General features: G+C 31.8%; 15 protein-coding genes. 2 read left to right on the top strand and 13 right to left on the bottom strand.

What is annotated here, in order from left to right; all coding sequences use genetic code 11:
- Positions 1-16: 16 nt before the first annotated feature.
- From BM239_RS10305 to BM239_RS10270, 8 genes are all read right to left on the bottom strand, one after another.
- On the bottom strand, positions 17-832 hold the full coding sequence (locus BM239_RS10305) for an enoyl-ACP reductase FabI (protein ID WP_092208277.1): 816 nt from the start codon (positions 830-832) through the stop codon (positions 17-19).
- Positions 833-876: 44 nt separating this feature from the next.
- The gene (gene recN / locus BM239_RS10300; protein ID WP_092208275.1) at positions 877-2,529 is read right to left on the bottom strand and encodes a DNA repair protein RecN; all 1,653 of its coding nucleotides are present in this window, start codon (positions 2,527-2,529) and stop codon (positions 877-879) included.
- Between the two features lie 58 nt (positions 2,530-2,587).
- Complete coding sequence (gene porD / locus BM239_RS10295) at positions 2,588-3,475, bottom strand: type IX secretion system protein PorD (protein ID WP_092208273.1); 888 nt, start codon at positions 3,473-3,475, stop codon at positions 2,588-2,590.
- Entirely contained in the window at positions 3,468-4,679 is a 1,212-nt protein-coding gene (coaBC, locus tag BM239_RS10290) for a bifunctional phosphopantothenoylcysteine decarboxylase/phosphopantothenate--cysteine ligase CoaBC (protein ID WP_092208271.1), read from the bottom strand. The genes porD and coaBC overlap by 8 nt, the downstream gene beginning before the upstream one ends.
- 10 nt (positions 4,680-4,689) lie before the next feature.
- A complete protein-coding gene (locus BM239_RS10285; RefSeq protein ID WP_092208269.1) occupies positions 4,690-5,016 on the bottom strand; it encodes a DNA-directed RNA polymerase subunit omega in 327 nt (108 codons plus the stop codon).
- Positions 5,017-5,028: 12 nt separating this feature from the next.
- Entirely contained in the window at positions 5,029-5,841 is an 813-nt protein-coding gene (locus BM239_RS10280; RefSeq protein WP_092208267.1) for an outer membrane protein assembly factor BamD, read from the bottom strand.
- Positions 5,842-5,954: 113 nt separating this feature from the next.
- Positions 5,955-6,836 (bottom strand): 4-hydroxy-tetrahydrodipicolinate synthase, encoded by an 882-nt coding sequence (gene dapA, locus BM239_RS10275; protein ID WP_092208265.1) that lies wholly within the window; start codon positions 6,834-6,836, stop codon positions 5,955-5,957.
- Entirely contained in the window at positions 6,826-7,356 is a 531-nt protein-coding gene (locus tag BM239_RS10270; RefSeq protein ID WP_092208263.1) for a DUF6913 domain-containing protein, read from the bottom strand. Before BM239_RS10270 ends, dapA begins: the two co-directional genes overlap by 11 nt.
- 71 nt (positions 7,357-7,427) lie before the next feature.
- Between BM239_RS10270 and BM239_RS10265 the strand changes: the two genes are divergently transcribed.
- On the top strand, positions 7,428-8,189 hold the full coding sequence (locus BM239_RS10265; protein ID WP_092208261.1) for a 5'-nucleotidase C-terminal domain-containing protein: 762 nt from the start codon (positions 7,428-7,430) through the stop codon (positions 8,187-8,189).
- A 4-nt stretch (positions 8,190-8,193) separates the two neighbouring features.
- Positions 8,194-9,111: a bifunctional metallophosphatase/5'-nucleotidase gene (locus BM239_RS10260; RefSeq protein WP_092208259.1), complete on the top strand. Its 918-nt coding sequence runs from the start codon at positions 8,194-8,196 to the stop codon at positions 9,109-9,111.
- Here BM239_RS10260 and BM239_RS10255 read toward each other — a convergent pair.
- The 5 genes from BM239_RS10255 to BM239_RS10235 form a co-directional block, all read right to left on the bottom strand.
- The gene (locus tag BM239_RS10255) at positions 9,108-9,674 is read right to left on the bottom strand and encodes a hypothetical protein (RefSeq protein WP_143094913.1); all 567 of its coding nucleotides are present in this window, start codon (positions 9,672-9,674) and stop codon (positions 9,108-9,110) included. The genes BM239_RS10260 and BM239_RS10255 overlap by 4 nt on opposite strands.
- Positions 9,675-10,019: 345 nt before the next feature.
- A complete protein-coding gene (locus BM239_RS10250) occupies positions 10,020-10,745 on the bottom strand; it encodes a hypothetical protein (RefSeq protein WP_092208255.1) in 726 nt (241 codons plus the stop codon).
- Positions 10,746-10,844: 99 nt separating this feature from the next.
- Complete coding sequence (ligA, locus tag BM239_RS10245; protein WP_092208253.1) at positions 10,845-12,839, bottom strand: NAD-dependent DNA ligase LigA; 1,995 nt, start codon at positions 12,837-12,839, stop codon at positions 10,845-10,847.
- Positions 12,840-12,843: 4 nt separating this feature from the next.
- Positions 12,844-13,710 carry a peptide chain release factor N(5)-glutamine methyltransferase gene (prmC, locus tag BM239_RS10240; RefSeq protein ID WP_092208251.1) on the bottom strand — a complete coding sequence of 289 codons (867 nt, stop codon included), beginning with the start codon at positions 13,708-13,710 and terminating at the stop codon, positions 12,844-12,846.
- A 19-nt stretch (positions 13,711-13,729) separates the two neighbouring features.
- Positions 13,730-14,221 (bottom strand): GNAT family N-acetyltransferase, encoded by a 492-nt coding sequence (locus BM239_RS10235; RefSeq protein WP_092208249.1) that lies wholly within the window; start codon positions 14,219-14,221, stop codon positions 13,730-13,732.
- Positions 14,222-14,229: the final 8 nt, after the last annotated feature.

The following is a 14,229-nucleotide window of genomic DNA, read 5'->3' as shown; positions in this document are numbered from 1 at the left end:
CTTAATATTTTTAAAATTATTCTTTAGTAAAAGTCTCCATTACAGCATCACTTACACCCATATTACTGAATCCACCATCATGGAATAGGTTTTGTAAAGTAACTTTACGTGTTAAATCACTAAACATAGTAACCGTGTAATTGGCACAATCTAATGCCGTTGCATTTCCTAAAGGCGACATTTTTTCAGCATATGAAATAAATCCATCAAAACCTTTTACGCCACTTCCTGCGGTGGTTGGTGTTGGCGATTGCGAAATGGTGTTAACACGTACTTTTTTATCACGACCAAAGAAATAACCAAAACTACGTGCTATACTTTCTAATAGGGCTTTATTGTCTGCCATATCATTATAATCAGGAAAAACACGTTGTGCGGCCATATACGTTAGGGCAACAATACTTCCCCACTCATTCATGGCATCTTTTTGGTAAAGGGTTTGCATAACTTTATGAAACGAATTTGCCGAAACATCAGTTCCCTTTTGTGTCCAATCGTAATTTTGATTCGTATAGTGGTTGCCTTTTCTAACATTTATTGACATACCAATGGAGTGTAAAACAAAATCAATTTTACCACCTAAAATCTCCATAGATTTTTCAACCAAATTTTCTAAATCTTCAACAGAGGTTGCATCTGCAGGAATAATTTGAGACCCTGTTTTTTTAGCCAGTTCATTAATTTGCCCCATTCTCATGGCTACTGGTGCGTTAGTGAGTACAAATGCACCTCCTTCTTCATGAACACGTTCTGCTGTTTTCCATGCAATAGAGTTTTCATCTAAAGCTCCAAATATGATTCCTTTTTTTCCTTTTAATAAATTATATGACATAGTTTCTTGTGTTGATTCGTGTTAAATGATTTTCAAAGATAGTATTAATTCAACAATTGTTTAGCATGTGCCATTGCCGAAGTGGAAATTTCTACTCCTCCTAGCATTTGTGCTATTTCTACAATCCGTTCGTCGTGGTTTAGAAGTCTTAAATTAGTTTGGGTAACCTCGCCTACATCTTCTTTATATACTTTAAAATGCGTATTGCCCTTGGCTGCTATTTGCGGAATATGCGTAATAGTAAAAACTTGCATGCTCTGACTCATACTTCGCATAATTTCACCCATTTTATTTGAAATTTCTCCGGATACACCTGAATCAATTTCATCGAACATTATGGATGGTAATTGTACATAATTAGATAAAATAGATTTAATTGCTAACATAATTCGTGATAGTTCGCCTCCAGATGCTGCTTTTTTTAGTTCGTTAAAAGCTCCACCTTTGTTAGCCGAAAACAAAAATGATAAATTATCCTTTCCATTAAATTGATAGGTTTCAGTAGTATTTAAAGTAATATTGAATTTTGCATTAGGCATTCCCAATTGTTGCAAAATAGCTTCTAATTCTTTAGTTAAACTAGGGATAGCTGCGAGTCTTTTTTTATGAATAGTTTCTGCCAAATCATCAATCTCCTTTTTAGCTGTAGCCACTTCATTTTGCTTTTCCGTAATTGTATCGTCTAATTTTTCAGTAACACTGACTTTTTCTGCCAAATTGGTTTTAATGGCAATCAATTCAGAAACATCTGTAACTAAATGCTTTTTAAGAAGCATATTTAGTAGTTCTAACTTATTACTAACCAATAATAATTGTTCAGGATCTAAATCCAATTGGTCTTGTAACGTTTCAATTTCTGTAAAAATATCGTTTACCTCTATAGAACTGCTAGTAATTCTATTATAAATATCATTATATTTAGATGAAAATTTCGTTATTTTCTGTAAACTATTTTTTGCGGTTAGCAAAGCAGTCATTACACCTATTTGCTCATCACTTAACACATTATTTACTTGAGCTAATTGCTCTTTTATATCTTCAACGTTATTAAGCGTTTCGTAAGTTTCCTCTAACTCTTCAAGTTCCCCCTCAATTAGTTTTGCATCCTCTAACTCTTTTAATAAATAGTAATTATAATCATGTTCTTTTATGGCTTCTGATTGAAACTTTAAAAGATCATCATACTCTTTCTGTAAGGTTTTAAAAGCTTTAAAAGCTGCTTTGTATTTTTGTAGTTCTGAACTTGTTTTAGCTAAAGCGTCGATAACTTGAAATTGATACGCGTCATCTATTAATTGCATGGTTTCATGCTGGGAATGAATGTCAATTAACTCTGCACCTAGAACTTGTAATCCACTCAAATTTACTGGAGAATCGTTAACAAAAGCTCGTGATTTGCCCGAAGGTAAAATTTCTCGTCTGATAATAGTTTGCGAATCATAATCGAAATCTAATTTTTTAAATAACGATTCTAGCTTGTAATTAGAGATATTAAAAGTAGCTTCAATGACACATTTAGTTTCTACATTCTTCAAGGCACTTAAGTCGGCTCTTTTACCTAAAATTAGAGATAATCCACCTAATAAAATGGATTTCCCAGCACCTGTTTCACCGGTAATAATTGTAAGTCCTTGATTGAAATTTACCTGAAGGTGGTCTATTAATGCGTAATTTTTTATGGATAAAGCTGTTAGCAAGACTTTTTAGATTAAGAGGTTACTAAAATTATAACAACTACTTTTTTTAGACGATTTCTTAAAATTTAATATTTCGCCATTTACTTGAATACATAGGTGCTACCCGGTTTAAAGTAGACAGTAATTTAGTGATTTCTACATTAGGACCACTTGAAAATATCTGCTCAATTTCATCACCTTTTGCATCAAAGAAGGTTCGTAATAAGAACGAGTTCGGACGGCGTCTGTTCATAGCTTCAAACTCTTCAACAGCACTTGCAATAATAGTTTTAGCGGTTTTTTGATCAGCACTCATGGTATCTAAACCTAAACGATGGTAATCGTACATCACTTTTCTGTATTCCTTAAATGTTTGTGATAATAAGTTATCTATCAAGGCAAACCGGGTTTGTAAACCATCTTCAAGCTTCCACCCTTTGGCATTTTCCTGTTGTGAGTAATTAACAATAGTTTGTGCTTGCTTTAAGTAAGGATCACCTCCCTGAAATTCAAATGTGTCTGCATCTAAACCTAATATCATATAGACATGAAAGGCTATGACTGAAATAAGGTTGGATTCAAATTGATTTTGATTGTACAATAAATTTTCAAATTCTACATAGCGAAAGGTAAAATCTTTGTCGTTTATATTATAAACTGGTGTTGAATATGAAGATCCATAAACCGGACGAGACGATTGTACTTGAATGGTAGCTTTAAAGATATCACCAGAATATTCCGTTATATTTATAAACATACCACATTCTATACGTTCTTGAGCTCCGTACTCTTTAGCAGTCCATTTGGTATTATTTACAAACTCTTTTAGCTGATTTTCTAGTGTTTTAAATACAGGTACATTTTCGTTTCCAGTAAATTGTGCATTGACTACAACATTACAGTTTAACTCCTGACTATAAACTGATACAGAAATAAAAACTAAAAAAAATAGGAAAATTCTATGCATGCAATTTGTTTATTATAGCATTTAAAATATCTACGGCTACGGCTTCTTTACTCTTTAAATTGAAGGTTGTAATGGTTTCGTTTTCATCAATAATTGTAACTTTATTGGTGTCCGATTTAAATCCAGCGCCTTTATCTTTAAGCGAATTTAATACAATTAAATTTAAATTCTTGGACTTAAGTTTACCTTTTGCATTTTCAATTTCATTATTTGTTTCCAAAGCAAATCCAACTAAAAACTGTTTATCTTTCATTTGGCCCAAAGAAGCTAAAATGTCTTTAGTTTTTTCTAACTCTAAAGATAACGTTTTTTCTTTCTTTTTTATTTTTTGATTTGCTACATTTTTGGGCTTATAATCTGAAACAGCTGCTGCTAAAATTGCTATATCAATGGTTTTAAAATGTGTATGTACTGCGTTATACATTTCTTCTGCTGATATAACTGGAATTATCTTAACAGAACGGTGTTTTAGTATTTGATGTGTTGGGCCAGAAATTAAAATAACTTCAGCGCCTAAATTAGCAGCTGCTTTGGCAATTTCATAACCCATTTTTCCACTAGAATGATTGCCAATAAAACGAACAGGATCTATAGCTTCATATGTTGGGCCTGCAGTAATTAATACTTTTATATTTCGTAATGGCAATTTATTTAAAATATCATTTTCAATAAAGGTAGTAATGTCTTCTGGTTCTGCCATACGACCTTCGCCTACCAATCCACTAGCCAACTCGCCACTAGTAGCTGGTATCATAGCATTTCCAAAACCTTTTAAAATTTTAAAAGTTTCAACAGTTGAGGGATGTTTGTACATATCCAAATCCATTGCTGGCGCAAAATAAACTGGACATTTAGCAGATAAGTATGTTGCTAGGAGCAAATTATCGCAAACACCATGCGCCATTTTAGACAAGGTGTTGGCTGTTGCTGGTGCTATAATGAATAAATCGGCCCAGAGGCCTAATTCCACGTGATTATTCCAGGTTTCATTATCATCATCAAGATTTGTAAATGATGAATAAACTGGATTTTTGGAGAGTGTAGAAAGGGTTAAAGGTGTAATAAAATCTTTAGAAGCAGGTGTCATTACAACTTTTACGTCTGCACCTGCTTTTATAAATTCTCTAACCAATGTCGCTGTTTTATAAGCAGCTATACCAGCACTAATGCCAAGTAATATTTTTTTACCGCTTAATAGTGACATATAGTTATTATTACTGTGTGTCTTCCTCTGTGTTCCTGTAATAAATTTTATCGTCTAACCATTCCTGAACTGCTAATGCATGTGGCTTTGGCAATTTTTCATAAAATTTAGAAACTTCAATTTGCTCTTTATTTTCAAAAATCTCTTCAAGACTATCATTATATGTTGCAAATTCTTCTAATTTTTCAATTAGTTCTTTTTTAATTTCAGAATTTATTTGTTCTGCGCGTCTCGATATAATAGAAATCGCTTCGTAAATATTATCAGTAGGTGCATCAACTTTATTTCTGTTATAAGTTGTTGTGTTTACTGGCGCATTAATCTTCTTTAAATCCATATAGTAAGTTTATTAACTTTTTGTACTGTAATTTTCTAATTCTTTTTCAATCACTTCAATCATTTCATTTGCTTTTTCTAAATATTCAGAATTGGCATAAGACTGTTTGAAACTATAATAATATGAACGTGCATCTTGTAAACGCTGTTCTTTTTTGCTGTATACACTATTAATGGCTAATTGATAGGCCGAGTCAAATCTTAAAAAATAAGCTTCCTCACGATAAACCGTTCCTGGAAAATCGAAAATAAAATTATCAATTGCCTTAATAGGTGCTTGAAAATCTCTGGTATATCCTGCAATGGTGTTAAATTGCTTGGCAATACTAAATGCTTTTTTCTCTAACTTAAAATCTAATTCCTTAACTAACTTATTAGCTTCTGGTAAAAATTCTGATTCAGGGTATAAATTAATGAAAGTCTGAAATTTCTCGATAGCTTCTTTTGTTTCTTGTTGTTCTTTTGAAAAAACTGGTGACAACATATAAGCACTTTTAGCACTTAAAAAAGCAGCTTCTTCAACTTTTTCACTATTTGGATAAGCATCAACAAAACGCTCAAAATGATAACTTGCTAAATACCATTCTTCTTCTTCATAATAACTTTTGGAATTAAGATATGATAATTTTTCCGCTTGTGGTTTACCTCTATAAACGGGTAGTATTTGCTCAAACAGTTTATTAGCTTTAGCATATTTACCCTCATTATAGAGTTTTTCACCCACAGTATATTTAGTTCCTGTATCAACAGACTTTAGCGCCTTTTGATATTCACTACAAGAACTTAATAACGTGCATGTTATAATAATGTAAAAAAATTTCTTCATAGTTTTTAAACAGTTGGCAAAATTAAGTTAATAAAATGGATTTTAAAAATATTTATTTTGCTAAAATACAAGCTAAATTAAGGTAAGCATTAGGATTAAGTATTATTTAACGCTTAAGCATAATTATTAACAAACTCACTAATGTTTTTCTTTAGTTTGTCAGTCGCTTCTACAAGAGGCAGTCTAACAATTGGCTTACATAAGTTCATAACTTCTAATACAGCTTTAATACCAGACGGGTTATTTTCTGAAAAAATCAAACCCGTAATATCCATTAACTTATTGTGCAGTTTAAAAGCCTCCTTATTATTCCCGTCTAATCCTAATTGAATCATTTTCGCAAAATCTTTAGGAAATGCTTGGCCTATAACAGAAATAACACCTGAACCTCCTGCAAGGGTAACTGGTAAAGCCAAATCATCATCACCAGAAATAATCATAAAGTCCGATGGCTTATCGTTTAATAAACGTAGGTATTGTGCCATATTTCCAGCAGCTTCTTTTACAGCAACAATATTCTTGCAAGTGTTTGCCAATGCAAGAGTCGTTTCTGGAAGCATATTTGAACCCGTTCTTCCTGGAACATTGTATAAAATAATAGGTAAAGGACTAACTTTAGAAATCGATTCAAAATGTGCCTTAATTCCTTCTTGGGTTGGTTTGCTATAATAAGGCGAAACAGATAAAATGGCATCTATACCTGAAAAATCTGTACTTTGAATTTCAGCAATAACCTGTGCTGTATTATTACCACCTATTCCAAGAACTAATGGAACACGTTTATTATTTGCGGTTATAATGGTGTTAATAATTGCTTGTTTTTCTTTGGAGGTAATGGTTACACTTTCACCTGTAGTGCCAGAAATAACGATGTAATCCATTCCGTTTTCAATATTGTAATTAACAATACGCGTTAAGGCTTCGTGATCAACAGACAAATCCGCTTTAAAAGGTGTAACAATAGCTATTCCAGCTCCAGTTAATTTATGTTTCATGTTTGAGAGTCTTAAAAACTTGTAAATATTTTAGTAATTCGGTTTCAAAAGCATCAAAATCATTTAAAGGTATTTGAATAATCAAATCATTTAATCTGTTATCTTCCTGAAAAATGCTGGTTTTAAAATGAGCTTTAGATTTAGCCGTCATTAACTTTAACCCAAGAATATCAGTTTTGTAATAACTAATAAGTAAATCAAATTCAGTGTTTAAAAATGTTAATAATTCAGTATTTTTTATGACTCCTTTCCAGCCAATATCGTCGGCACTAAAACACGTCTGCCACGACATCAAATCTTGATTCATAGTTTCTGAAAAAGCAACAATTTTTAATTTACTAGGTAAAATTTGCAAACTTTTTGTTAACGATTTAAATGTTTCTAAATTCGTTTCTTCATCCGCATTCACGATAACACCAACACTTTCAACCATTTGCGCTTTGGATGTTCCTTTGGGATTTTTTAGTATTGCTTGTAAGTGTTTTTTAATAGAATTTTCTTTAAAACCCTTTAAAATCATTATATCTTTATGCTTTCTACAAAGATACTAAAAGTACACTCAATTGTGTCTTAATTTTTTTGATTAAATATATGAAAATACCGCATTTATTAATAGCCATTTTCACCCTAGCCCTATTTAATTGTAAGCAAGAAGTATGGCAAATAAAACAAATTAAAGGCAAGCAAATAGCCATTACAGACTCCTTAAAAGCTGATCCCGAAATTGAAGCTTTTATCAAACCTTTCCGCGAACATGTTAATAAGGATTTAGATAGTGTTTTAAGTTATGCAGTTGACACCTACTCTAAAAGTGATGGCGAATTTAATACTGCTATTGGAAACCTATTTGCCGACGTTGTTTACGAGCAGGCTAACCCTATTTTTTTTAAGAAAACTGGAAAAAACATCGACATGGTTTTGTTAAACCATGGTGGTATTCGCTCTATAATTTCTAAAGGACCTGTTACATCTAGAACCGCTTATGAAATTATGCCTTTTGAAAACAGCATTGTTGTTGTAGGCCTAAAAGGGAGTCAAATTAATCTTTTGATAGATTATTTAATCAAAGCAAAACGCGCACATCCTATAGCCAAACTAAACTTGATATTAGATATTAATGACCACTTAAAGGAAGCTACAATTTCTGGTAAACCAATTGATGTAATTAAAACCTATTATGTGGCTACTAATGATTACTTGTACAGTGGTGGCGACCATATGACCTTTTTTAAACCAGAAGAATCCATAGTATTTTTAGATTATAAAATACGAAATGCGTTCATTGATTACTTTAAAAAAACGGACACAATAAGTCCTGTTATTGATAATCGCTTTATAAAATTAAAAAAATAATCCTATGAAACGTCGCGAATTTATTCAACAAACATCAGCATCAGCAGCATTGGTTGCAACTGGTGGTTTAGGGTTAACATCATTTACATCTGGTGAGAAAACAACCAAAATTACTATTTTACATACAAATGATGTACATAGCCATATTGATCCATTTGGCCCTGAAAATGGAAAAAATCCAAATCAAGGTGGCGTAGCAAGACGTGCATCATTAATTGATGCCATCCGGAAAGAAAATCCAAATACCTTATTATTAGATGCAGGTGATATTTTTCAAGGTACACCTTACTTTAATTATTATGGTGGTGAATTGGAGTTTAAACTTATGAGTAAATTAAAATATGATGCTGCTACTATTGGAAATCATGATTTTGATAATGGTATTGACGGTTTATTTGCTCAATTACCTCATGCACAATTTGATTTTCTGTCGGCCAATTATGATTTTTCAAATACCGTTATGGACGGTTTAGTAAAACCTTATAAAGTTTTCGAAAAAGGTGGCGTTAAAATAGGTGTGTTTGGCTTGGGTATTGAGTTGGATGGCTTGGTTAATAAAAATATGTACAAAGAAACAAAGTATTTGGATCCTCTTGAAGCTTCTCAACATATGACTCGTATATTAAAGGAAGATGAAAAATGCGATTTAATAATCTGCCTGTCGCACATTGGTTATTATTACAAAAATAATCCAGATAAGATTAGCGATTTAAACTTGGCTGCTAAAACAAAGGATATCGATTTAATTATTGGAGGACATACACATACATTTTTACCAAAACCTACCATTGTTAAAAATAGTTTAGGCAAAAACATGCTCGTCAATCAAGTTGGCTGTTATGGAATAAATTTAGGAAAAATAGACTTTCATTTCTATAAAGGAAAACCTATAAGTAGCGAAGGGACTTCTATTTTAGTTTAAACAACAATTTGCTCTGCCGTGGAGGAACTCTGTAATACGATACGCTTTTTTCTCTTTCTATTATATTCAATGATGTAATTAAAAAGGAAAAACAATCCTAAAACATGTAACAATCTATCTAAAACAACAAAACTGTAATGGTATACGTAGTAATTACTAATGTAATATAGAACATCTGCAAAAATAAAACATAATGCTGTGGATAGAAATAATATGGAAGCTTTGGTATCTTTATTTAAGTATGTAGCAAAAGCCATAAAAGCCAACACCATTAATGCCATACTTTTTACACCAAATAATGCAATTTCCGTGGTGTCTGAAATTTTTATTTGTAATACTTCAAATAACTGATACATTAAATAAGCGTTTATTGTAAAAACTAACAACAAACAAATACCAACTACTTTATCTATATTAAAAAACCGAATTCTAGAAACAGCTGCATAAGCTAATGATAAATAACTTAAACAATAAAACATACTGGATAAACTTACCATTAAAGGATTCTCGAAAAGCACAGAAGAAAAATCTCCTAAAAAGGAAAAAACCAAAAAAGTAATCATAACAACATTTATGTATTTATTTTTAATTAAATAATACATAAATAAAAAAGGAATAAACATTGGTTTGGTAACTTGAATCAACAAATCATATTCGCTTAAAATTGCGAAAACATTTATAAATACAAGAAAAAACAGAACGAATATAAGATTCCTATTGTAACTAATTTTTAGCCAATTTTTCACAGTAGATATTCATAAGTAGGTTGAAACAAATATACTAAAAAAAAGTTATTTTATCGTTTCAAACGTGCATTTCATCGAATATTAAGTTAAATTTTAATATTAAGAACTTATTTTCAATAAAAATCTTAACTAGCAAATGGTATTTATTGAAAAGAAATAGAGTTATGCAAAGAAATGAACTTTCTTATTTTTGACTTTAGATTGAAAATAAAAGAAAGAAAAAGCCAATACAAATAAAATTGTTTGTGCAATATTAAGTAAGTCTTGATCGGCTATGTAGAAATATGCAATTTGAATGACTTCTGAAAAAACAATACATATTGAACCAAAAAACAGAAGTAGTGTTTTTCTATTATCATTGTAAAAATAACTTATTAAGGCTAGGGTTAGTAGTAGCAACATAATAATATTATAAACCAACTCCACTCCTATTAGGTATTCGGAATCTACTTGAAATTTGGGATTTACAATAGTAATTAATACATAAACTATATAAATATTTAATGCCAGTAGAACAATAACATGAATAAAATAGTTTTTTAATACTTTTCGTAAGTTAATAGTCTTCAATACCTCAAGTATTAAAAAGAAATAAGCCAAAATATAAACAGAATTTCCAATTATATAATACGCATCTAAATACTCTTGACTCCAATCTATTGTAAAGTATTCAAAGACTGTAGAAATTTCGGCAATAGAAAACAAAATTAAAAATAAAGAAAAATACCGAGACCTTTGTGTTACATTTATAAAGTACAAGGCCGTAAATAAAGGTGCTATAAGTGATTTACTTCCACTAGATAGAAACTCCTGCCCATTAATTTGAAAAATGGTAAACAACACGCATAAAGCAATTATAAAAAAAATTATAATGTTGGTAATCTTCATTAATTATTCCATAGATATTAAAAACAAATATAGCCAATAATAACAATTAATCGTAATTATTAGCACTTAATCGATAAAAAACATCAAGTTTGAACAAATTTAATCAATCATATTTAAAAAATCTTGTTCAGAAATAATTAAAACTCCTAAAGTTTCTGCTTTTTCTTTTTTACTTGGCCCCATATTATCGCCTGCAACTACGTAATTTGTTTTGGATGATATAGAAGATGAAACTTTACCACCATTATCTTCAATCAGTTTCTTTAATTCATTTCTAGAAACTAAATGAAAAACACCAGAAACAACAAACGCTTGACCGGCTAATTTATTAGTTTGATTGGCTAATTTTTCTGCTGAAATTTCCATTTGCACGCCAAATCGGGTTAAACGTTCAACAATTTCAATATTTGTTGGTGTTTGGAAAAAATCGGTCACACTTTCAGCTATTCGTGCACCAATTTCATCAACAGTAACTAAATCAATAATTGTTGCACTAGCTAAAGCACCAATTGTTTTATAATGTTTAACTAGTTTTTTAGCAACAGTTTCACCTACATACCTAATGCCTAGTGCAAATAAAACACGTTCAAAGGGAACATCTTTACTGGCCTGAATACCATTTAATAAATTTTCAGCACTTTTTTGCGCCATACGCTCTAAAGGCAATACATCTTCAAGGGTTAATTCATATAAATCCGAATAATTTGAAATCAATCCAGCATTAACTAATAAGGCAACAGTTTCCCCTCCCAACCCATCAATATCCATTGCTTTCCTGCTAATAAAATGTTGGATTCTACCAATAATTTGTGGTTTACAGCCGTTGTAATTTGGACAGTAATGTTGCGCTTCGCCTTCTTGCCTAACTAATTCCGTGTTACATTCTGGACACTGTGTAATATATTGAGTAGGTTGTGAATCTGCTGGACGCTGACTTAAATCGACAGCAATTATTTTAGGAATAATTTCACCGCCTTTTTCAACAAAAACCATATCACCTTCACGAATATCTAATTTTTCAATTTGATCTGCGTTATGCAGTGATGCTCTTTTTACGGTAGTTCCAGCCAATTCTACAGGTTCTAAATTAGCAACTGGTGTGATAGCACCAGTTCTACCAACTTGATATGTAATTTCATTGAGCCGTGTGGAAACTTGTTCGGCTTTAAATTTATAAGCCATAGCCCAACGTGGTGCTTTAGCTGTATAACCTAATTCCTCTTGTTGTTGCAAATCATTCACCTTAATAACAACACCATCGGTTTCATAAGGCAAATCGTGACGATGAACATCCCAATGTGCAATAAACTCTAAAACAGCATCCATGGAATTTACTTCTTTTGCTATTTCAGGAACTTTAAATCCCCAAGAGCGTGCTTTTTCCAGGCTTTCAGATTGGGTTTTTATATTGAGGTTATTTCCTGTAATATTATATAATAAACATTCTAACGGTCGTTTAGCAACTTCACTACTATCTTGCAACTTTAAACTTCCTGAAGCTGTATTTCGCGGATTTCTATAAGGCTCCTCACCTATTTCTATCCGCTCTTCATTCATTTTAATAAAACCTTCAAAAGGTAAAACTATTTCACCGCGAATATCAAATTTCTCCGGATAATCACCCTTCAATTGTAAAGGAACAGATTTTATGGTTTTAATATTAGCCGTTACATTATCACCTTGAAAACCGTCACCTCTTGTAACTGCTTTCAGTAATTTTCCCTTTTCATAGGTTAGACTAATGGAAGCGCCATCATATTTTAATTCACAGGTATAACTAATAGCGCCATCCACCATTTTTTTAATTCGTGTTTCCCAATCTAGCAAATCCTCTTTAGAGTAGGAATTCTCTAGGGAATACATACGATGCTCATGAGCTACAGTTTCAAAATTTTTGGTTATTGCACCACCAACTCGCAAGGTTGGTGAACTAGCATCATAAAACTCTGGATGTTTGGCTTCAAGTTCTTGAAGCTGTTTGAGTTTAACATCAAATTCAAAATCGGAAATTGTAGGATTATCTTGAACATAATAATTGTAATTATGCTCACGCAATTCGTCTCGTAATGCTTCTATTTGTTCTTGTACACTCATAAACTTATTTCATTCCTTTTAGCATGCGCTGATTTCCAAACATATCTTTATTTAATTCAATACTTTTATAAGTATATGCTTTCAGCAACGTTTCCATTTCAGCCCCAAGATATTGATTAATTTCAAAAAACAACAACCCATTTTCCTTCAATGCCGACAGGGCATAATCTGAAATTGCTTCATAAAACTGCAGCGGATTATCATCTTTTACAAACAAAGCCAAATGAGGCTCGTGCTGTAGGACATTATTTTTAATTTCTACTTTTTCAAGATTTCGCACATAGGGCGGATTGGACACAATTACATCAAAAAAACCTGTTGCCGTTTTCAAGATGTCATTTTGAATATCTAAAATACTATCTTCAATATATGTAATAGATACGTTGTTCCATTTTGCATTTTCTTGAGCTACTTTTATAGCTTCTGGACTTACATCAACAGCATAAACATGTGCGTTTGGTAAATGCTTTGCCAAACTAATTGCAATACAACCCGTTCCTGTGCCAATATCTAATAATTTTAATGGTTGATCCTTTTTTCCGGTAAGCGATTTTAAAATCCAATCCACCAACTCTTCAGTTTCTGGCCTAGGAATTAAAGTATGTTTGTTCAACTTAAATGGCAATCCATAAAATTCAGTTTTACCAATAATATGCTGAATGGGTTCTTCTAACTTCAGGCGACTTAAAGCTTCAAATAGCGGCTGCTCCTCTTCTTTTGTTATGGTATAATTTGGCTCTAGAACTAATGTTATTCTATTTAGTCCTAAATAAAAATCGATAAGAATATTAAAAAAACTACGCACCTCATCGGTTCCATATATGGAATCAAGTTCTTGATGAAATATGTTTTGAATATCTTTTAAAATCAAAATGGATTTATTTCGTGGTTTATAATTGCTTTAGCATCCAAACATTACATGAATAGTGACCTGTGCGTCCCATGGAAGTAGACAAAGGCTGAAAACCAACCTTTTTATAAAGCTTTTGTGCGCCAACCATAAATGGTAAGGTTTCCAAATAACAAGATTCAAAACCAAATTCTTGTGCTTTTTTAAGACAAATAGTAATCATTTTAGAGCCCAAACCCAAACCACGAGCTTCCGGCAAGAAATACATTTTCTGCAACTCGCAAACAGTTTCAGCTTCTCCTTCTAAAGGCGCAATGCCACAACCGCCAATAATTTTTTGGTTATTAACAACCACAAAATAGGCCATTTTAGGTTTGTTATAGGTTTCCGTCATCACATCTAATGCCGCATCTTCATAAGCTGTTCCCACTTTAGGTGCATCTAACTCCTCAAAAACAGAGCGAATTACAGCTGCAATTTGCGCATTATCTGCTTGGGTAATTTCTCTAATAACAATATTATTTTGACTCACTTTAATGT

Source organism: Algorimicrobium echini, from assembly GCF_900115185.1.
In the GTDB taxonomy this organism is placed as follows: Bacteria; Bacteroidota; Bacteroidia; order Flavobacteriales; family Flavobacteriaceae; genus Algorimicrobium; species Algorimicrobium echini.
Note: the sequence above shows the minus strand (reverse complement) of the source record. Positions and strands in the feature narration are given on the sequence as shown.